The organism is Actinokineospora inagensis DSM 44258 (genome assembly GCF_000482865.1).
Taxonomy (GTDB): Bacteria; Actinomycetota; Actinomycetes; order Mycobacteriales; family Pseudonocardiaceae; genus Actinokineospora; species Actinokineospora inagensis.
The window spans coordinates 1-18,717 of record NZ_AXWW01000037.1 but is presented as its reverse complement, the minus strand read 5'-3'; the positions used below and the strand labels follow the sequence as shown (position 1 = coordinate 18,717).

Here is an 18,717-nt window from a genome sequence, read left to right as displayed (position 1 = left end):
GATCGGCCATCGTCAGAGCCCCACGATGGTCTTCAGCGCCTCGACCACCAACGGCGCCAGCGCCGCGAGCCCGTAGCCGAGACCGGCAGCCTTGAAGCAGTCCTTGGCCTTCTCGTGCTCGCCCGGGTCGCCCCCGGCCATGCTCCGCCGGACACCGCCGAGAGTCAGGAACACCGTGGCGATACCGCCCAAGATCCCAATGAGCCAGTTGCGGATGTTATTGAGCACATCGGTGAAGCTCGCCGCCAACGCGATGTCCACCGTCTCGGCGTGCGCGACACCGGGAGCCAGCAGAACGAGCAGAGCGAGCGCGACGACCGCGACACGGGCGAGGCGACGGCACTTCACGGTCGGTCGACCACTGTCCTGAGTGGATCTTGGGCTCGTGGTGGAGTGGGTGTTGGCGGGGTTGGTCAGGCGCATCGGGGGACCTCCGGCGAGTCGATGGAGCGCGGACTTTCGCCGCGGCCCTGAACTCCGGATTTCGGGTCGTTTTTGGACAGCCCGGGTCCAACTTTTTCGACCGACCTGCCCTCGCTGCCGGTCACCACGCGTGACAGTGGGGCGGGGTGCGGAGGTTCGTCTCCGGCCGTGTCGGTGGGATCCTGCTTCGGCTCGGTGGTGGTCCGGGTGAGGACCAGGTCGGCGACCGGGTCGGCGGAGTCGGTGGCGACGGTGGTCTCGCGCAGGTACTCGGCGAGGCGGTGTTCGGCGCGGCTGCGGAACTTGTAGGCGGCCCACTCGCCGACCCCGCGCTCGCGCGCCCAGTCCACGATCGGGATCTCGTCGAGCCGGGTCGCACCGATCACCTCGGCTTCGAGCCGGATCAGAACCCCGGCCTCGACCACGCGAGCGAGAACCAGATCCGGGTGTCCCCACGGCGGGGTCGGCGGGCGTGAACCGCGCCCGGCGGGGACCGGGGTCGGACGGTCCAGCGCCTCCCGCAGAGCGCGGTGCCCAGCGCGGTAGGCGGCCCACCGAAGCCGGACCATGATCCGCGGCTGAGTCAGGTCCACACCCGCCAACGCGGACAGGAAGCCGCGCAACACCTCCGCGTGGATCTCACTCGGGTCACCCGCGAAACGAGCGGACAGGGTCGCGGCCACCGACGTCAGCGCGGGCAGCGCGACCCCCGTGGCGACCACCGTCCACGTGCCGCCCTCACGGCGCGCGCGGCCCGCCAGGTACATCCACATCGCGTCCCGGGTGGACTGCGGGCAGTGCCGCGCCAGCAGCAGGTCCCGCAGCTCGTCCACCGGCACCAGCCGCCCCGGCAGCCCACGGAACCCACGGCAGTCCACCGACACCGGGCCGGGTCCGGCGGTCAACGCGGCGAATGTCTCACGGGCGATATCGAGTGAATTGCGCTCACCCGAGCGCCGCCGAAAACCGGGTCGAGAGTCTGACACCAGAGGCTCCTTGCGTCGAAGAGGAAGTCAACGACGCCAGCAAGCCACGGCCACTACTAGCAAACAGCTAGCCGACAACCACCAATCGCATAGCAGACGCTTAGCGCCCGACTAGCAGACGACCAGTCCCGCCACCGCAGACCACCAGGCAAGATCACCCCACCACCGAGGGCAGCACCGCCCAGCCACCCCGACTAGCACCGCTGACCAGCGGCGCTAGTAGCTCGCTAGTCGACTCATGCGCAGTCGAACTGCCCACTAGCACGCTGTCCAACCAGGCGCGTCAAGATCGTTCGTCCACGTCCTAAAGAATCTTGAGATTGTCCCGGCGCGGTCGGCCGGTCCGGGAGTTCGCTAAGCACTACTTGGGCGGGTCAAAGTGTCCCGTGGTTGAAATAGTTCAAGATTTTCGTGGCTGCCGTGTCCAAAACCGGCGGTGATTCCGGAGTTCAGGGGCGTTCACCTACCCCACCGCAGAGGAATCCTCATGGCCGCCTTGTCCGACAACGAACACCCCCGGCGTCGCCGCCGCACACCGGCCGAAGGCCGACACCGAGCCGACCACCGAAACCGCGCCCTTCCCGATCCTCCCGGGCTGCGGCGACCGGAACACCGACGCCGCGTCCGCGGCCGTGCGCCCCGCCCAGCGACCGTCTGGCCCTGCGCCTCCAGCCCGACCCAACCCGCCGCCGCGGGTGATCTCGGGCGGCTGGCGCCGTGGCTGCTGACCGCCACCGCCAAGATCGTCACCACCTACACCACACCCGGCCAAAGGGTCCTGCTCGTCGGCGCCGTCGACCTGTTCGACCCCACCGGCCAGGCCCACCTCGGCGTCCCACGCCCGGCCCGCCCGAGCCCGTTGTCGGGCCTGACCGAAGCCGCCTGGATCGTCCTCCGACTCGGCCGCGGCACCCGGACCCACCTCATCGGACCAACCTCTGCCGACCTCACCAAGTCGCCGGAGACGTCGACCCGCCACAGCGTTGCTGGCTCGCGTCGGGCCTCTGCCGGGGATGGCCCGAGCGAGTCCGAGTTCGGACCCGGACCGAGTGCTGCGGACCTCCCCCGTACCGGCGGGGGTAACTCGACTCGGACCGCCGACGAGCCTCGGACCGAACGCCCCGGAGATCAGACCGACAGGTCCGTCGACCGCTACGACCTGATCATCACCACGGTCCCGCCCAGCGCCACCGACTGGCTGCGACCCGCCGACTGGGCGCCCATGCTGACCCCGACCGGCACCCTCGCCGTCCTCACCCACAGTCACAGACACGGCGGGCGACTCATCGACCCCGCCACCACGGTCATCCCCCAGACCATCCGCGCCGGACTACTCCTCCTGGACCGTGTCGTACTCCTGACCACCACCCCACGACGCGCCCCCGCACGCCGCGGCCACCGGCCCGGGACCCTCGACCCGGCTGGCCCCGCCGACACCACCGAACACGCCGACCTCCTCGTGTTCACCACGACCGACACTGGCGAGGCCCGATGACCACGAACCCCCTCGACCCATCCGACCACCAGGCCCCCGGCGGCGGCTCGGTTTGGCTCACCGGACAGATCGACCTCACTACCCAACTCACCGACGGCGGCTACCACCCCAGCACCGCCACCGACCCCGACCTCATCCCGCCCGCCATCGCCGCGGAGATCATCACCCGCTACACCTGGCCCGGCGAACTCGTCCTCGACCCCGACTGCGGCGCAGGCACCACCCTCGTCGAAGCCCTCCACCACCAACGCCCCGCCCTCGGCCTCACCAGAAACCGCCGTTGGTGGCGACTCGCCCGCACCAACATCACCGCCGCCAAGCACGCAGGCGCCTGGTCCGACGGCGGCGTCCTCGACCAACCTGCCACCGCCCTCACCCACATCCGTGCCACGGGCACCCGCGGCACCGCCACCCTCGCCATCACCGCCCTCCGCAACCCCACACGACCGGACGCCGTCACCGACCTCACCACCACGCTCAACCACACCCGTGCAGTCCTGCACCCCGGCGGCCACATCGCCGTCGTCGCCACACCCACCCGCAACGACCGCGGCGAACTCGTCGACCTCGCCACCGCCATCCTCGACGCCGGACGCACCACGGGGTTGGTCCCCGTTCACCACGCCATCGCCCTCACCGCCGCGCTCCACCACGACCGCGTCCACACCCGTGCCACCCTCACCGAACGACGCCGAGTCCGCGCGCACCCCAGCGGTCGACCGATCGCATTGGTAGCTCACCGCCACGTACTGATCTTCCGCCCCGCTCATGTGGCTGTACTTGCGTGTGCCGCTCGCGATGTCCGCGATGGTGGCGGGCCAGCGATCGGGGCTGCGCGATCCCGCCGAAGTGGACTGCGAAGCGGACGACTCGCTGAGCCGATCACCGAAAGTGCCGCCGCATGAGTGTCCTGGCACCGGCACCGTTGCAGCTACGGATCGTCCCGGTCAGCTTTCGGGAGGCGACTGCCTTCATCGCGGCACATCACCGTCACCACAGGCCGCCGCGGGGCATGAAGTTCGCCGTCGGAGTGGAGCGTGTAGGCAAGCTTGTCGGAGTGGCCACCGTGGGAAGGCCCGTCGCCCGGTTGCTCGACGACGACAGCACCGTCGAGGTCACCAGGACCTGCACTCTCGGCCACCACGGTGCCAACTCCAAGCTGTACGGCGCCTGCTGGCGTGCGGCCCGCGCCATGGGCTATCACCGCATGATCACCTACACCCAGCACGGCGAGACCGGGGCAAGTCTCCGTGCTGCTGGACTGATCGCCGTCGACGAACTGCGCCCCCGCTCAGGGTGGTCCACTCCGGGCAGACCGCGACAAGACCGAGGTGTCGACGGGATCGCGAGGGTGCGCTGGGAGATCCGCGCGGGGGATTACACAGTAGCCGCCTGAGGGAAGACCGGCGGCAAGGTCCTGGGGTTTGCGCTGCACGGTAAACAGATGGTACAGCTGGCAATCCGGCCATCACGATGACGGATTCCCGTACAGGCGCAGCCCTTTTCAGATGCTTCACCGACGAGGGCGAGTCAGTCATGTCCACACCACCGGAAGGCAGTGCCGATAGCGATGCCTGCGCGTGTCCGTCCACACAGAAGGGAGAGCAGTCCACGGGATACGAACTCGTGAGCAGTGTCGACGAGTTGGCCAAGGCAGTTCGCGCACTCGTGGCGAGATCACCGGTGTCAGCGGAGGAACTTCTCACAGCCGATCAGGTCGGGGACTTATTCCACATGTCACCACGGACGTTGCGAGATCTCGCCGCCTCTGGACAGATCCCTCATCGCCGGATCGGCAAGCACTACAGATTCAGTCGCGACGACATCGCGGCGATCATCCGGTTCGCGGAGCAAGCACAAAAGTCCGCATCACCTAGAGCGGGAACGACAAGGAAGGGAGGTCTCCCATGGCGTATGGCGAGTTAATCGGCAAAACATGGAGATCGCGGTACAAGCGCCCCGACGGCACCTGGGGCAGCCAGTCCGGCTTCTCCTCCGAGAAGGCAGCGCTGGACTACGGCGACGAGCAAGAGGCGTTGATCCGGCGGAACATGTGGATCGACCCGCGTGAGGCCGAGACGCCGTTCGGTGTGTTCGCGGAGGGGTACCTGGCCGCGATCAAGCCTCGGCTCGCCGAGGGCACGGCGGCGAAGTACCGGTCGCATCTCGATACCCATCTGATCCCGCAGTGGGGCGATTGGCCGTTGATCGGCATCTTCAACAGCTACGTCGAGATCGAGAAGTGGGTTTCGGAGCTGCACGAGGAGTACGCCCAGACCACGGTGTCGTCGATCTTCGCCACGTTCTCGACCTTCATGAAGGCGGCGGTCAAGGAGCGGATCATCCCCGCCAGTCCGTGCAGCGGGGTGCGGGTGTCCTCGGGTGACTACGAGCTGGAGCGGTTCGTCGCCTCGCCGGTGCAGGCGCTGCGGGCGGCGATGCGGCTGTATGAGGCCGGCCTCGGTGTCGGCGGGTTCACGCTCTGCCTGCTCGACGTCTACACCGGCGCCCGGTGGGGCGAGTTGGCCGGACAGCAGCGGCACGAGTACGACGACCAGAGCAAGGAGATCAGTGTTCAGGCGCCGCTGAAGGAGGTCGGCGGGACGCTGAAGAAGCACGGCACGGCGTTGGTCGACGTCCCGCCGCCGCAACCGGCCAGGCGTCGCCGCGGGCTCTCCGCCCGCAAGGGCAGGACGAAGACACCGGCCGGAATGCGATCGGTGCAGTTGCCGCCGAGTATCGCGGTGTTCTACGAACTGCTGCTCGACAGCAACCGTCGCGCGTTCGCCTTCGCCACTCCCGAAGGGCACCCGTGGCGGCGGTCCAACTTCCGCCAGCGCTTCTGGCGCAGGGCCTGGGACGGCGTGAACCCCGACGCTCCGACCGCGGAGAATCACGTTCCCGCGATCCTGCCGTGGTTCACCTTCCACGAAGGTCGCCACACCCACGCCACCTGGCTGACCGAGGACGGTGTTCCCGAGGTCGCTCGCCGAGCCAGGTTGGGGCAGAAGATGAAGGGCATCGGCCGCACCTACGACCACGTGACCGAGGTCATGCGCAAGCAGATCCTCGACGCGCTGGAGGCGCGATGGGAGTCGAGCCTGATCGCGTTGACGACCGCCGAGCGGTCACAGTTGGTGACGTGGTTCCCGCACCTGAAGCCGGTGTTCACCAGGCTGGAGATCGAATACCGCGACGGTAAGAATCCCGCCGTCTCCCAATCGTCTCCATTTGATCACTGAAGCCCCGCCCTCCGAGGTGGAGGACGGGGCTTGTGACCAGTGTATATAACTGGTGGGCGATACTGGGATTGAACCAGTGACCCCTACCGTGTCAAGGTAGTGCTCTCCCACTGAGCTAATCGCCCGAGGCGGAGGCGGGAATCGAACCCGCGTACAGGGCTTTGCAGGCCCTTGCCTAAGCCACTCGGCCACTCCGCCGGATCCCGAGGGGTGGCCCCGGGGGGCCGGCGCAGAGGCCGAACCGCTTCCGAGCGGACGACGGGATTCGAACCCGCGACCCTCACCTTGGCAAGGTGATGCGCTACCAGCTGCGCTACGTCCGCACGCCACCGAGAGCTCCCAGGCCTTCAGGTTGTCCCCCGTGGTGTGAGCAGAACTCTATCGGACGGCCGAACCGGGTTCCAAATCGGGGGGTGCGGTTCGGCGTTCGCTCAGGTCAGGTCAGTGGAGATCAGGTGGGTGAGGGCCTCGTCGACGTCGACCCAGAGGTGTTCATTGCCGGGGACGACCACGTCATAGGTGCGGTCGAGGAAGTCCGCGAGTTCCTGGGCGGAGGCCTCGAACACGGCGTGGCCGGACGGGGAGCTGAGCTCGATCACCACGACCTCGGGGTCGTCGACGGCCGGGCGGATGCGGACGTCGCCGTCGCCCGCCTCGGCGATGAGGCCGTCGGCGAGCAGGTCGCGGGCGAACACCCACTCGACCCAACCGGCGCGCCCGGTGCGGAAGGCCGCGACCACCGCGTACGGATCACGGGTGTCGTAGCGCAGTTCGACCTTCACCGGGACCGCGGGGGTCCTCGGTGCCAAGAGGTCGAACACCGCGGTCGACCGCAGCGTGACGTGATCGTTTCGCATCGTCGCTACCCTTCTTCTCCCCTCCCAGCCAAACGACTGAGTCCCTTCTATGTGACGGCACCACGCACCAAGCGGGACGCGGAACAGGCGTACATCACCCGTCCGGTGCACCACTCCTGTGCGGAGGGCTGTCTCACCACTGCGCAGAGTGATGATTCTACGTAGGGCTTCTCCATACTGGCTGGTTTTCGGCCGCCGTGGTAGCGCCCTGAGCACGAATGTTCCTTCCCTGTTTTCCACGCCCGTGGCAATGCCGCGCTGACCTGCGGAGGTGACCCAGGACTGTGGTGTGACCCACCCTTCCCGCAGGTCACAGGTGAGTCAAGACGCTTGATCGTGCCGCACGAACGGCCCAACGGCAGAATGGGAAACAGTCTGCGAGAGGTGGTGACAGCGTGACCGAAGGGACCCGTGAGAAAGGCGCCATGCGCCCCGAATGGGCTAACCGCAACCCCACGACCCGAACCGTCTGGCGCGCCGGTGTCGGCGTCGTCGGTGGACTCGTGCTGGTCGCGGGGGTCGTCTTGATCCCATACCCCGGCCCCGGCTGGCTCATCGTCTTCGCGGGCCTCGCCATCCTCGCCGCCGAGTTCGCCTGGGCCCACCGCGCCCTCACCTACGCCCGCACCAAATACAACGCCTGGACCGACTGGCTCAAACACCAACCCCTCGCCGTCCGCCTCCTCGTCCTCGCCGCTACCGCCGCCGTCGTCCTGGCCACCCTCTGGCTCCTCAACACCTTCTCCCTGGTCGGCGGCTGGTTCGGCGTGCACTGGCCGTGGCTGGGGTCCCCCCTTTTCACCTGACCAAGACCATCCTGTACTCTTCCCCTGTCGATGTGGCCCACGGCCACACCGGGCGATTAGCTCAGCGGGAGAGCACTTCGTTCACACCGAAGGGGTCACTGGTTCGATCCCAGTATCGCCCACTGGTTATATTTGCAGGTCAGCGCCCTGCCAACGGATCACGTTGGTGGGGCGTTGATCGTTTCGGGGAGCACGTGGGGAGCAGCGTGATCTGACCCCAACGCGCATACCGAAGAGGTCAGGCCGTCTTCGTTGGTACAGCGTCGTTTCCGGGTCACCCCCAGTCCACACCCTGCTCCCGGCAATGATCCAAAGTGATCAACATGTGTTTGACCAGGCGATTCGTGATATGGCTGTGGTCGTCGTCGATGTCGCGGCGGCGGCCGTGGATGAGCCGGGCCAGGCGGGGACGCGGTGTTGATCAGCCACGACGGGCTCGACTTCATCATGACAACGGCTCACTGGGGGCGACACTGCTGGCACGTCGACCGTGGTCGACACCTCGCAATCCGGCCATCGCCACCTTCGGTAGGTCTAGGTTCACCAGGACGCGGCCGAAGGATGGAACGAGAACGGCGTGCCCCTAGGCCATCGACTCGACCTCTCTTAGTCACTCATTGCGATCTATTGGTGACTCGAATCTCGAGCCAGCACTTTGGTCTTGGTGTCGGTGTCGTGTCCGACTTCATGCCGGTCGTCTTCTCGACGGGTCCTTCAACGGGGGACTGGTCAAGTACGAGTAGAACGACCACCTCAACCGCCCTCCGCGTGGAGTTGGCGGACACCCACGTCGTATCCAGGACGTAATCCGGGATCGCTGGTGTCACGTTGATCGCCGATGTCGCCGCACACGGCAGGCCCACGGTGTTCGCTACCCGCGAATATCGTTCGCTGAGGCGTGGTTGAGGGGCACCGGGAGACATTCAGCAACGTAGTCATGACGCTAGCGAGGTCGGACGGCCGCAAATCGTCAAGGAGTTAGAGGCTGTGGTCTTCGAACTGCTCGGTGCGTTCAGCCGGTTCGAGAAGACGGTCGACATTGCCGGTCGGCTCGCGGACCGGGGGCCGCTGACAATCGCGCACGGCCTGCTGGCGACGCTGGAGCCGCCGGTGGACTCGTCCAACGCCGCCCGGCAGGTGCGGTCGAACCGCTTTGAGCCACCGACGTTCAAGTTCGACCAGAACGGGGACAAGACCCACCGCTCCGCCGATCACGGCTTGGACGAGTACGGGCCGTTCGACTCGGCGCGGCCTCACTGCTGTCACCGTCCTCGACCCGCAGCACGCCAACTTGACAGGTGCCCTGCTCGGAACGGGCGGCCTCGCCGCGTCCTACCTCGCCCTCGCAACCGGTGGACTCGGCGCCGGAGACTTCAAACTCGCTGACGTCCTAGACCTCGCGCTGGGGTGGTACGGCTGGACGGCGGTTTGACTGTTGCACTCCTTGGTTGGCTTATCGCGGCGGCTGTCCGGGGTGTACTCCGCTTGGCGAAATGTGCCTACCGAGCCTCACCGATACCTCTGGGGCCTTACCTCGGTGCAGGAGCGATGGTCGCGATCTTGCTCAGCGCTGGTTAAAGAGTTGCAGCCCTCCCATGCAGCGCTGTAGCCCCCGCCGCTTCGACGCTGCTGGAGATCGCGTAGAGGTCTGTCGGACTTTCTGACCGTAGCGGCTCGGCTGGTAGCGTCGGCGGGGTGTCGCACGGCAGTGAGGGCGAAGCCAGTGAGACTGCTGCTCGCCTTGCTGGTGAGGTCCGCAGGCTTCGCAAAGCAGCCGGGCTGAGCCAGCCGCAGCTTGCCCAGCGTGTCGGGTACACCCGCCAGTATGTGTCGCTGGCTGAGCGACCGCAGAGGAACCTGCCCTCTGTCGATCTTGTTCGTGCGCTGGACGCGGCTCTGGGCGCCGGCGGTGAGTTGATCAGGCTCCGTGAGCTGGCGAAGCAGGACCAGACCCAGCGGCGTGCGCGGCTGGTTGGGTACATCGCTTCGGAACCCAGGCGTGGTTCATCGATGCCCCGGCTGGCAGGGCGCTCGTCAGGTTCGGTGGCCGAGCTGTGCGAGGCGTTGACCAGTTACGCGACATCCCCGGCTCAGCGACAGGGTGACGATCGTGATCCACCCACTTTGGGGGCGGTGAAGCACGACCTGAAAGCTGCGTTCGACGCTTACCAGCAGTCGCGTTTTACCGTCGCGGCAGGTAGAGCTTTGGTCGTGCTCGGCGACGCGCAACGAGCCGTTCATGAGGCGTCGATTTCGGGGCGATCCGCGGCTCAGGGTGTGCTGGCGTTGTCGTACCAGGTGGCGGCTTCGGTGCTGACGAAGACGCAAGATCCGGACTTGGCGTGGATAGCCGCTGAACGCGGTTTGAACGCTGCCGAGCAGGCCGACGACCCTGTGATCAGGGGGTCGCTGATGCGCTCGGTGGCCTTCGCGATGTTGTCGAACGGGCGCTTCGAGGCCGCGATGCGGGTCATCGAGTCTGGCGCGCGAGGTGTGGAAGGCGAGCTGGCCCGCGGCAGTGCGGCGGTGTCCGTGTACGGGATGTTGTTCCTCGCCGGGTCCATGGCGGCAGCACGCTTTGGTGACGGTGTCCGGACCACTGGCTACCTGGACGAAGCCGCCCAGGCCGCGCGACGGCTCGGGCGCGATGGCAACGATCTCTGGACGGCGTTCGGACCGACGAACGTGGCCATCCACCGGGTCAACACAGCGGCGGAACTGGGTGATCTCCAGACAGTTCTCAGCACGAGACTGCCGATCGACACCGCGAACGTGCCGGTCGAGCGCCGCGTGCGGTATCTGCTGGACTTCGCCCGTGCGCAGAGTTTGACCGGCAGAGGCGATGACGCGCTCGGCACGCTCCTGGGCGCGGAGCGAATGGCTCCCGAACACGTACGCAAGCACCACGTAGCCAGAAGGGTTGTCATGACGTTGGTCCAGAACTCGCCGGGGAAGCCTGGGGTGCAGCTCGACAAGCTCGCGCAGCGAGTCGACATCACCGGGATGGCGTGATGGGCAGCCCAGCAGACAAGTTCGCCACACCCCGACTCGCTGCGGGCGCGTTGTTCGTCAACGCCGACAAGATCCTGCTGGTGCGCAAGACGTACGGGAATCGGTGGGACATCCCGGGTGGCTACGTCGACATCGGTGAATCGCCCGCTGATGCGTGTGAGCGCGAGGTCCGCGAGGAGCTGGGGCTGACCAGATCGATCCAACGCCTCCTGGTCCACGACTGGGCGCCGAACGGGGCAGAAGGCGACAAGATCCTCTACGTGTTCGACTGCGGCGGCCTCGGCGAGGACGAGCAACGCATCCAGCTCGACCAGGTCGAGCTGGACAAGGTCGAGTGGGTCGCGGTCTCCCGCCTCGGCGACTTCGTGATCCCGAGGCTGGAGCGCCGCTTGACCGAGGCGTTCCAGGCTCACGGCGGAGTCGCACCTGTGTACCTCGAACATGGCCAGCCGCGCACCGGCCGGTAGCCGGCCTGCCTGATCGTCGGTAGGGGGCAAATAGTCGATGCTGTCCACGCTCATTTGACTGTTTGCCCCCTGACCGAGCCCCGGTGAGCCCTGTTCAGATGGCACTCAACGCAAGGTTGCGTGCCAGAGGAGCAGGAGGCTTCCGTGACGATCTCCACCAGCCAGGACTCGGACGGACAGACCGACCTCGTACGGAACCCGCTGCCCATCCTGAGTACGACGCAGCAGGCGGGGCTGCGGCCGGAGTTGCTGGAGGTCGTCGAGTACCGCAAGAGCGGGTTGAGCCTGAATCACGTGGTCGGGTGCCCGTTGGACTGCGGGTACTGCGTGCGGCATCTGTTCGGCAACTACGAGATGAAGGTGCCCCGCGCGTTGATGGCTGACGCCGACGCGGTCGATCTGCTGGTCGGTCACCGGTTCTTCGAGCCGCACGTCACGCCGGTGCAGGTGTTCAACCGGGCGACCGACCCGATGTTGCCGCGGGTCAAACCGCACACGTTCAACACTCTGCGGCTGCTGGACGAGCGCGGGTTGACCAACCACGTTCTGGTGATCACCCGGTGGCGGGTCACGCCTGAGGACTGCGCCGTGCTCAACTCGTTCGGGCATCTCAAGGTCACCCTGCTGGTCACCCGGTCGGGAATCACCGACGACCGGATCGAGCCGGTCGACTCCGATATCGCCGCGGCGTCGTTGCAGACGGCGTTCGAGCACGCTGAGCGATACCGAGTGGTGTTGTACTGGCGGCCGATCGTGCCTGGTCTCAACGACGCCGATCACCACATCCGGTCGGCGCTGGAGTTGAGTAGACACGCACACGCGACGGTGTTCACCGGTCTGTTCTTCAAGGACCAGATCCGCGACTACTACCGCGCCCACGGTCTGCCCGAACCCTACGAGGACCAGGCCCGCCGCAAAATCTTCCCCCGCGACCTGGAACGACGCATCCTCGCAGCGGCGGCCACACGGGGACACGGGTCGCCGCTGTTCCGCAAGACCAGTTGCGCGGTCACCTACGCCCACGGCCTGGCGGACTACAACGGCCACTTCGGCATCCGCGAGCTATGCGACATCTGCCCCGCCGCCCAACTCCAGCGGTGCTCGACCGCGTGGTCTCCGCCAGCGGTCGGGCGGGTCGCGCCGATGGCTGAGGCACTGGGCGGCAGGCTGGTGGAGATCACCGATCGCGCGGTGGTGGTCGACGGGCTGGACGAACAGCGCCGGTACCGGATGCAGCACCACCTCGGCTACCAGGTCCACGACCTCACGAAGCCCCACCACCGGCATCAGCACGGACGGGCCGACATCGGTTGGCCCAGCAACCAGTAGGAAGGCGTCTCCTCATGATCCCCGCGGCATTGGCTGGTCGGCGGCTGGCGGTGGTCGACGTGGAGGGCAACGGCGGACAGCCGCCGGAGATCGTGGAGATCGCCATCCTGCACCTCGACCAGCCCGTGAAACCCGAGCACGTCACCACCTGGTTGATTCGCCCGCAATCTCCGATCACCCCGTTGGTCACCCGCAAGGTGCACGGCATCAGCAATGCCGACGTCACCGACTGCCCGACGTGGTCCCAGGTAGCCGACCAGGTCACCGAAGCCCTCTCCGACCGGGTGTTGATCGCGCACAACGCATCGGTCGAACACCGCGTTCTGTCCGCTCACCTGCCGACCTGGCAACCCTCCCTGGTATTGGACACGCTTCGACTGGCCAAGCACCTCCGACCCGGATCGACCAGCGGCTACGGCCTTGACCGGCTCATCGACGACGTCCAACTCGACACGCACCAGTACCCCGGCCAGCGGCACCGCGCCGGATACGACACCTGGATGACCGCACAACTGCTGTTCACCCTCGTCAGTCACGCCGACCTCGACTGGCCCGAACTGGTGCGAGTCGCCGCGATGCCCGGATTCGAGCGACAGGAGGAAGGATTGTGGTGACCGTCGAACGCCCGGTCACCGTGGCGGTGCTCGGCACGCACTCCACCGGCAAATCCACCTTCCTCGCCCGCCTCGCCCACGAACTGCGCCGCCAGGACATCCAGGTCGCTACCGTCGCCGACCTCGGAGAACAGGCCCAGCGAATCGGGCTACCGATCCTGTTCAACCACACCTACGCCTCCACCCTCTGGATCATCACCCGCGGCATCAGCAACGAGCTGGAGGCGTGGTTGCACGCTGACGTCGTCCTGGTAGACCGCGCCGTGCCCGACGCACTCGGCTACTACCGAGCGGCGTTGGCCTATCGACACGAGCGGCCCGATCCCGCCGCGTTGTCGTCTCTGGAGCCTCTGGTCGAGGCACACAGCCTGCACTACGACCTGATGCTGCGCACCACCCTGGACCCCGAGATCCCGATAGGTGACAACAAAGAACGGGACTCCAACAGCGACTTCCGCGTGCTGGCCGACCACTACGTCAACCGCGTACTCCACGAGATGCGCCTGCCCCACGAACTGCTCCCCGCCGACGGCCACGATCACGCTCTGGCTCGCACGGTCGCGTTCACCACCGCACGCCTGTCCGGCTTACAGGTGGGACCGTGACCGGCAGGCGGGAAAGCCGAGTGGTCATAGTCGCGGTCGACAGCCCAATGGGCCAAGTTGTCCGCGGGATCGACGATCTCGCCGCACATCTGCCCGCTGCGAGCACTCCTCGGACATGTCCATTGTGTCTTGCCGAGGTATGGCCATGCGCCAGATTCCACGACGCGGCCAGCCAAGTACAGGCCGCCGGCGTCCGCCTCGCAGTGCTCATTCCCCCGGACTTGCATCCCCTCCTCTGGCCGCAAAGTTAGACACGAAACCAATCCCTGAAAGAGCAACAGGTGAACACACTCCCAGACGACAACCTCGACGAGCGCGCGGATGAGTTCCGCGACGGTCTGATCGACAAGCTGAAGGCGCAGGGGATGATCACCCTGCCGGTGGTGGAACAAGCGTTCCGCGCGGTGCCGCGGCACCGGTTCGTGCCCGAGGGCACGCCGCTGGAGGTCGCCTACAACGCTGATGACTCGGTGGCGATCAAGCGCGACTCCGACGGCGTGATCATCTCTTCCACGAGCGCGCCATTCATCCAAGCCCGGATGATCGAGCAGGCCCGGCTCGGGCGGGACATGACCGTGCTGGAGATCGGTTCAGGTGGCTACAACGCCGCCCTGCTCGCCGAGGTCACCGGTCCGGGCGGCCGGGTGATCAGCGTCGACATCGACTCCGACGTGGTCGAGCGCGCTCGTGCGGCACTGGAGGCCACCGGTTACGACGACCGGGTCGTTGTGCTGCACGCCGACGCCGAACGGCCAATGGTCGGGCTGGACGAGCCGTTCGACACGATCCTCGTGACCGTCGGTGCTTGGGACTTCGCCCCTGCCTGGCTGGAGCAGTTGGCGCCAACGGGCACGATCGTGCTCCCGCTGCGGATGAACGGGATCAGTCGGTCGATCGCCTTCCGGCGCGAAGGTGATCACCTGGTCAGCACCTCGTCGGAGGTGTGCGGGTTCGTCACCATGCAAGGCGCTGGCGCGGTGGACGAGCGCGTGTTCCTGCTGCCGGACGGCAAGGGACACAACGTCAAGCTGCGATTCGACGACGGAGAGCCGCCACAGGACATGAGCCAGCTCGACGGCGTCCTGGCCACCGAACGAACCGAGGTGTGGTCGCAGGTCACCATCAGCCACGGGGTGTCCTTCGCCGACATGTACCTGTGGTTCGCCGGATTCCTGCCCGGCTTCTGCAAGATCGCCGTCGACGAGGGCACCGAGATGGCCGCCGACCGCAAGAACTGGTTCCCCTTCGGCGTCGTCCGCGGCGACTCCTTCGCCTACCTCGCCATCCGCCGCCTCGACAGTGGCGTCGAGTTCGGCGCCCGCGCCTACGGGCCGAACGGCACCGAAGTCGCCGCGGCGATGGTCGAACAGATCCAGGCTTGGGACCGGCTCGCTCGCGGCGGCCCGGAACCCACCTACGCCTACTGGCCGCACGGCGTTACCCGCCCCGTGGCCAGCGACGACACGGCCGTGCTGGAGAAGACCCACGGCCTGCTCACGATCACCTGGCCGACACCCGACCAGGCAACCCCACGAGAGGTGAACCGATGACCGTCCTGATCCTCGACCGACCCGCCGCCCCGCTCGGCCTCGACCTTGCCCAACCCCTTGTCGACGACGCCCCGGTCATCGACGACACGGAGTTCGAGCTGGACATGCGCGTCGTGGAGTCCGCTACCCGTCTGGTGATCACCACCTGCGACACCAGCGATGGGTGCGGCAACACCTGCAGCACCAGCGCCTGCAGCACGAACTCGGCCGACCCGTTCTAGCCCCCTGACCCCGCCGTTGGCGCCCGGCACCACGCGGGCGCCAACGGCGGTCCCACCAGCCGAGCGGAGAGGAGCGAACGATGCGCTACCGGCACACCGGCGTTGTCCTGGTCCGCGCCACCACCTACCCCGGAGACCTCGACCCGCCACCAGACCTGGACCTGTCCGACCCGACAGCAATCGAGCGCGGACGCACCTGGCTCGCCGCAGTCTGGGCTCGCTCCGAAGTCCGAGACGCCCTGCGCTTGGCGAGCCCGGCTTTGACGGCCCGGCTTGACCAGATTCTCCAAGGCCCCAGTTCGCCCAAGCAGGTCCGGCGGGCCGTGACGTCCATGGCCTCGTACCTGCTCCGCTGGCAACGCCGCGCTACCCCGTTCGGTCTGTTCGCGGGAGTCGGCACAGCCTCTATCGGTCCGGCCGTTGCCAAGGTCGGGGTCGAACACCGCGTCGAACTGCGAGCAGACGCCGAGTGGGTCCTCAATCAGGTCGAGCAGCTTGAACAACACCCGGCGCTACGCGACCGCCTCACAGTGGTCGCCGACAACACCCGCTTCGTTCGCAGTGGCCGCGTGATTACCCACAAGCGCGCCCCAATCGGCGCCAGCTCGCCTGGTGCCCTGCGGGAATCCTCGGTGCGTCTGACACAGCCCGTGGGGTTCGCCCTCGCCGCGGCAGGTACACCGATCGGCTTAGAAACGCTCGTCGACGAGGTGAGTGCGCGGTTCCCTACGGCCTCTTTGGAGAAGGTGCGCACGCTGCTTCATGGGCTGATAGACACCGGCCTGCTGATCACCAGTCTCCGAGCACCGATGACCGCCGTTGACAGCCTGACCCACCTGGTTCAGGTACTTCGCACAGCAGGCGCGGACTCTGGCCTGGGCGAGATCCATGAGTTGCTACGGAGCCACAACGAACAGAACTGCGCTGGGCTGCGTGCGCAACTCGCCGACAGGATGGTGGCGCGGACGCCTGGGCCTGTACTGGCGGTCGATGTGGCACTCGACGCGCGAGTTGTCATCCCCGCGACGGTGCTGACTGAAGCCGCCTCAGCCGCCAGCGTCCTCGTGCGCACCACAACACAGCCGTTCGGATCTGCATCCTGGCTCGATTACCACGCACGCTTCCGCGCTCGCTACGGCCCTGGCGCGCTGGTTCCCGTTCTCGAACTGGTCTCCGATGCCGGGCTGGGCTACCCATCCGGATACCTCGGTGCACCACGAGCCAGACCGGCTTGGCGAACCCTCACCGAGCGCGACGCCGCCCTACTTGCCCTGATCCAACAGGCCACTCTCACCGGCGCGGACGAAGTCGTCCTGAGCGAAGCCGACGTCAACACGCTGACCGTTGGCGACCACACCACCGCAGTTCCCCCTGAACGGGTCGAACTCGGAGTCGCGATCCATGCTCCTTCCACTGAGGCGATCAACCGCGGTGACTTTCAACTCCGCGTCACCGCCGCACCTCGCGCCCACACCAGCATGGCCGGTCGCTTCGCTCACCTTCTCGACAAGGAAGACCGCGCCCGGCTGGCAGCCACCTACACCACCGACGACGCGTTGGCCGTGCACCTGTCCTTTCCACCCCGACGCCCCCACAACGAGAACGTCACCCGCGTCGCGCCACAACTCCCGACCGTCCTGCACCTCACCGAGCATCCTGCCGCAGCAGTCGCGACGGTCAGCATCAACGAGCTGGCGGTCACTGCGGACGACGACCAGCTGTACCTGGTCCACCAAACCACCGGCCGCCGCGTGGCTCCCCAGATCACGCACGCCCTCGACACCACCGCGCAGACGCCGCCGTTAGCCAGGTTCCTCGCCGAAGTCGCCAACGCCCGCACCGCGGTCTTCCGCAGCTTCGACCTCGGCGCCGCCCGGACCCTGCCCTACGTTCCGCGCATCCGCTACCGGCGCACAGTGCTCGCCTCCGCCCGCTGGCTACTCACCCCCAGGGATCTCACCGACACCACATTGCAGGCATGGCAACACCGTTGGCGCGTGCCGAACCGCGTCGTGCTGGTCGATGGCGAACTTCGCCTGCCACTGAACCTCGACCACGCACTCGACCGCTCACTACTACAGGGCCGACTAGACCGAGCCGACCGCGTCGAACTGCACGAAGACGGCCCGCCCAACAGCGACGGTTGGATCGGGCGACCCGCCGAACTGCTGATCCCACTCACTGCCACCAACCCGGTCCCGCGCCCACTGCCAAGCACTACCGCTCCGGCCGCGGTCCTTACGCCTGGTGGCTCGACGCTCGTTCAAGTCCGCATCACCGGCAACCCTGCGCGATTCGACGAGATCCTGACCACCCACTTACCGGCCTTCGCCACGAGCCTCGGCGAGTTGGTCGACCACTGGTGGGTTCGGCGACACCGCGACATGATCCGTCTCGACGCTGATCACCACCTGGCCGTGCTCCTGCGCCTCGCCGACCCTGGCCAGTTCAGCGTCGTCACCACTCGTGTCGCCGAGTTCGCGTCCGAGCTGGAGCGCAACGGGCTACCAGGCCAACTCACCTTGACCTCAACACCGCAGCATCCGGCCCGCTATGGCGACGGTCCTGCTGCAACTGCGGCCGAGAGAGTCTTCGCCGCGGACACCGCTGCCGCCCTGGCCCAGATCGCATCAGCTAGGGACTCCGATATCCCCGCCCAGGCCCTCGCGGCAGTCTCGATGGCGGACATGGCCGCATACTTCGCGGCAGATCGTCAGGTCGGATACCGCTCGTTGCTCCGCTGCCTACCCCAAGCGAGCGGCCGGGTCTGCTGCACGAGTAGGTGACAGTGGTAGTCACGCAGCCTGGCTGGCTGGCGTGGTCATGATTGCTTCGTATTCGACGGGGGTCAACCTGCCGAGGGCGGTCTGGCGTCTGCGGCGGTGGTAGGTGCGTTCGATCCAGGTCACGATCGCGATCCGCAGTTCATCGCGGGCAGGCCAGGTGTGCCGGTCGAGAACATTGTTCTGCAGCAACGCGAAGAAGCTCTCCATCGCGGCGTTGTCTCCGGCGGCGCCGACCCGGCCCATGGAGCCGGTCAGGCCGTGGCGAGCGAGCGAGCGGACGAATTTTCTTGATCGGAATTGCGATCCGCGGTCGGTGTGCACTAT

At 67.0% G+C, this 18,717-nt stretch carries 18 protein-coding genes and 4 tRNA genes; 15 read left to right on the top strand and 7 right to left on the bottom strand.

The features are described 5' to 3' along the window. Positions 1-12: 12 nt before the first annotated feature. Both H504_RS0115860 and H504_RS35405 read right to left on the bottom strand, forming a co-directional pair. Positions 13-423, bottom strand: a complete 411-nt coding sequence (locus H504_RS0115860; protein WP_342668778.1) for a pilin — start codon at positions 421-423, stop codon at positions 13-15. Next, complete coding sequence (locus H504_RS35405) at positions 414-1,409, bottom strand: hypothetical protein (RefSeq protein ID WP_035304509.1); 996 nt, start codon at positions 1,407-1,409, stop codon at positions 414-416. The genes H504_RS0115860 and H504_RS35405 overlap by 10 nt, the downstream gene beginning before the upstream one ends. A 487-nt stretch (positions 1,410-1,896) precedes the next feature. Here H504_RS35405 and H504_RS0115850 point away from each other — a divergent pair, with 487 nt between their 5' ends. The 5 genes from H504_RS0115850 (at position 1,897) to H504_RS0115835 (ending at position 6,146) form a co-directional block, all read left to right on the top strand. After that, positions 1,897-2,904 carry a hypothetical protein gene (locus H504_RS0115850; protein WP_026423557.1) on the top strand — a complete coding sequence of 336 codons (1,008 nt, stop codon included), beginning with the start codon at positions 1,897-1,899 and terminating at the stop codon, positions 2,902-2,904. Continuing rightward, positions 2,901-3,809, top strand: coding sequence for a DNA methyltransferase (locus H504_RS35400; RefSeq protein WP_051385923.1), 909 nt, complete (start codon positions 2,901-2,903; stop codon positions 3,807-3,809). The genes H504_RS0115850 and H504_RS35400 overlap by 4 nt, the downstream gene beginning before the upstream one ends. Beyond that, positions 3,806-4,300 carry an XF1762 family protein gene (locus H504_RS0115840; RefSeq protein WP_084467770.1) on the top strand — a complete coding sequence of 165 codons (495 nt, stop codon included), beginning with the start codon at positions 3,806-3,808 and terminating at the stop codon, positions 4,298-4,300. The genes H504_RS35400 and H504_RS0115840 overlap by 4 nt, the downstream gene beginning before the upstream one ends. Before the next feature lie 77 nt (positions 4,301-4,377). Beyond that, the gene (locus H504_RS44040; protein ID WP_084467768.1) at positions 4,378-4,830 is read left to right on the top strand and encodes a helix-turn-helix domain-containing protein; all 453 of its coding nucleotides are present in this window, start codon (positions 4,378-4,380) and stop codon (positions 4,828-4,830) included. 125 nt (positions 4,831-4,955) lie between these two features. Further along, a complete protein-coding gene (locus H504_RS0115835) occupies positions 4,956-6,146 on the top strand; it encodes a tyrosine-type recombinase/integrase (RefSeq protein WP_026423555.1) in 1,191 nt (396 codons plus the stop codon). Between the two features lie 50 nt (positions 6,147-6,196). Here H504_RS0115835 and H504_RS0115830 read toward each other — a convergent pair. The 4 genes from H504_RS0115830 to H504_RS0115815 all read right to left on the bottom strand — a co-directional run bounded on the left by H504_RS0115830 (position 6,197) and on the right by H504_RS0115815 (position 7,003). Next, positions 6,197-6,271, bottom strand: a tRNA-Val gene (locus H504_RS0115830). Between the two features lies 1 nt (position 6,272). Continuing rightward, positions 6,273-6,344: transfer RNA gene (locus tag H504_RS0115825), tRNA-Cys, on the bottom strand. A gap of 52 nt (positions 6,345-6,396) precedes the next feature. After that, positions 6,397-6,469 (bottom strand) — tRNA-Gly (locus H504_RS0115820). A 108-nt stretch (positions 6,470-6,577) separates the two neighbouring features. Then, on the bottom strand, positions 6,578-7,003 hold the full coding sequence (locus tag H504_RS0115815; protein ID WP_018687187.1) for an SsgA family sporulation/cell division regulator: 426 nt from the start codon (positions 7,001-7,003) through the stop codon (positions 6,578-6,580). 395 nt (positions 7,004-7,398) lie between these two features. Here H504_RS0115815 and H504_RS0115810 point away from each other — a divergent pair, with 395 nt between their 5' ends. The 10 genes from H504_RS0115810 to H504_RS35380 all read left to right on the top strand — a co-directional run bounded on the left by H504_RS0115810 (position 7,399) and on the right by H504_RS35380 (position 18,393). Further along, positions 7,399-7,809, top strand: a complete 411-nt coding sequence (locus H504_RS0115810) for a TIGR02611 family protein (RefSeq protein WP_026423554.1) — start codon at positions 7,399-7,401, stop codon at positions 7,807-7,809. Positions 7,810-7,859: 50 nt separating this feature from the next. Beyond that, positions 7,860-7,931: transfer RNA gene (locus H504_RS0115805), tRNA-Val, on the top strand. 1,573 nt (positions 7,932-9,504) lie between these two features. Beyond that, positions 9,505-10,821, top strand: a complete 1,317-nt coding sequence (locus tag H504_RS35395) for a helix-turn-helix domain-containing protein (protein ID WP_084467766.1) — start codon at positions 9,505-9,507, stop codon at positions 10,819-10,821. Then, complete coding sequence (locus H504_RS0115795; protein ID WP_026423553.1) at positions 10,821-11,288, top strand: NUDIX domain-containing protein; 468 nt, start codon at positions 10,821-10,823, stop codon at positions 11,286-11,288. Before H504_RS35395 ends, H504_RS0115795 begins: the two co-directional genes overlap by 1 nt. Positions 11,289-11,432: 144 nt before the next feature. Next, on the top strand, positions 11,433-12,617 hold the full coding sequence (locus H504_RS0115790) for a radical SAM protein (protein WP_245614273.1): 1,185 nt from the start codon (positions 11,433-11,435) through the stop codon (positions 12,615-12,617). A gap of 14 nt (positions 12,618-12,631) precedes the next feature. Further along, positions 12,632-13,231, top strand: a complete 600-nt coding sequence (locus H504_RS0115785) for a 3'-5' exonuclease (protein ID WP_035304506.1) — start codon at positions 12,632-12,634, stop codon at positions 13,229-13,231. Beyond that, positions 13,228-13,836 carry an AAA family ATPase gene (locus H504_RS35390; RefSeq protein ID WP_169735401.1) on the top strand — a complete coding sequence of 203 codons (609 nt, stop codon included), beginning with the start codon at positions 13,228-13,230 and terminating at the stop codon, positions 13,834-13,836. The genes H504_RS0115785 and H504_RS35390 overlap by 4 nt, the downstream gene beginning before the upstream one ends. A gap of 281 nt (positions 13,837-14,117) precedes the next feature. Then, positions 14,118-15,386, top strand: a complete 1,269-nt coding sequence (gene fxlM / locus H504_RS35385; RefSeq protein WP_051385920.1) for a methyltransferase, FxLD system — start codon at positions 14,118-14,120, stop codon at positions 15,384-15,386. After that, positions 15,383-15,607 (top strand): FxLD family lanthipeptide, encoded by a 225-nt coding sequence (locus tag H504_RS0115770; protein WP_051385919.1) that lies wholly within the window; start codon positions 15,383-15,385, stop codon positions 15,605-15,607. The genes fxlM and H504_RS0115770 overlap by 4 nt, the downstream gene beginning before the upstream one ends. Before the next feature lie 80 nt (positions 15,608-15,687). Further along, the gene (locus H504_RS35380; protein WP_051385918.1) at positions 15,688-18,393 is read left to right on the top strand and encodes a lantibiotic dehydratase; all 2,706 of its coding nucleotides are present in this window, start codon (positions 15,688-15,690) and stop codon (positions 18,391-18,393) included. Positions 18,394-18,402: 9 nt separating this feature from the next. On the opposite strand, the gene H504_RS0115760 is transcribed toward H504_RS35380, so the two are convergent. Continuing rightward, a partial coding sequence (locus H504_RS0115760; RefSeq protein WP_026423549.1) for an integrase core domain-containing protein occupies positions 18,403-18,717 on the bottom strand: 315 nt, incomplete at its 5' end.

Coding starts and splice junctions, on each gene's coding strand:
- H504_RS0115860 (WP_342668778.1), bottom strand. CDS start 423: ATGCGCCTGACCAACCCCGCCAACACCCACTCCACCACGAGCCCAAGA.
- H504_RS0115850 (WP_026423557.1), top strand. CDS start 1,897: ATGGCCGCCTTGTCCGACAACGAACACCCCCGGCGTCGCCGCCGCACA.
- H504_RS35400 (WP_051385923.1), top strand. CDS start 2,901: ATGACCACGAACCCCCTCGACCCATCCGACCACCAGGCCCCCGGCGGC.
- H504_RS0115840 (WP_084467770.1), top strand. CDS start 3,806: ATGAGTGTCCTGGCACCGGCACCGTTGCAGCTACGGATCGTCCCGGTC.
- H504_RS44040 (WP_084467768.1), top strand. CDS start 4,378: ATGACGGATTCCCGTACAGGCGCAGCCCTTTTCAGATGCTTCACCGAC.
- H504_RS0115835 (WP_026423555.1), top strand. CDS start 4,956: ATGTGGATCGACCCGCGTGAGGCCGAGACGCCGTTCGGTGTGTTCGCG.
- H504_RS0115815 (WP_018687187.1), bottom strand. CDS start 7,003: ATGCGAAACGATCACGTCACGCTGCGGTCGACCGCGGTGTTCGACCTC.
- H504_RS0115795 (WP_026423553.1), top strand. CDS start 10,821: ATGGGCAGCCCAGCAGACAAGTTCGCCACACCCCGACTCGCTGCGGGC.
- H504_RS0115785 (WP_035304506.1), top strand. CDS start 12,632: ATGATCCCCGCGGCATTGGCTGGTCGGCGGCTGGCGGTGGTCGACGTG.
- H504_RS0115770 (WP_051385919.1), top strand. CDS start 15,383: ATGACCGTCCTGATCCTCGACCGACCCGCCGCCCCGCTCGGCCTCGAC.
- H504_RS35380 (WP_051385918.1), top strand. CDS start 15,688: ATGCGCTACCGGCACACCGGCGTTGTCCTGGTCCGCGCCACCACCTAC.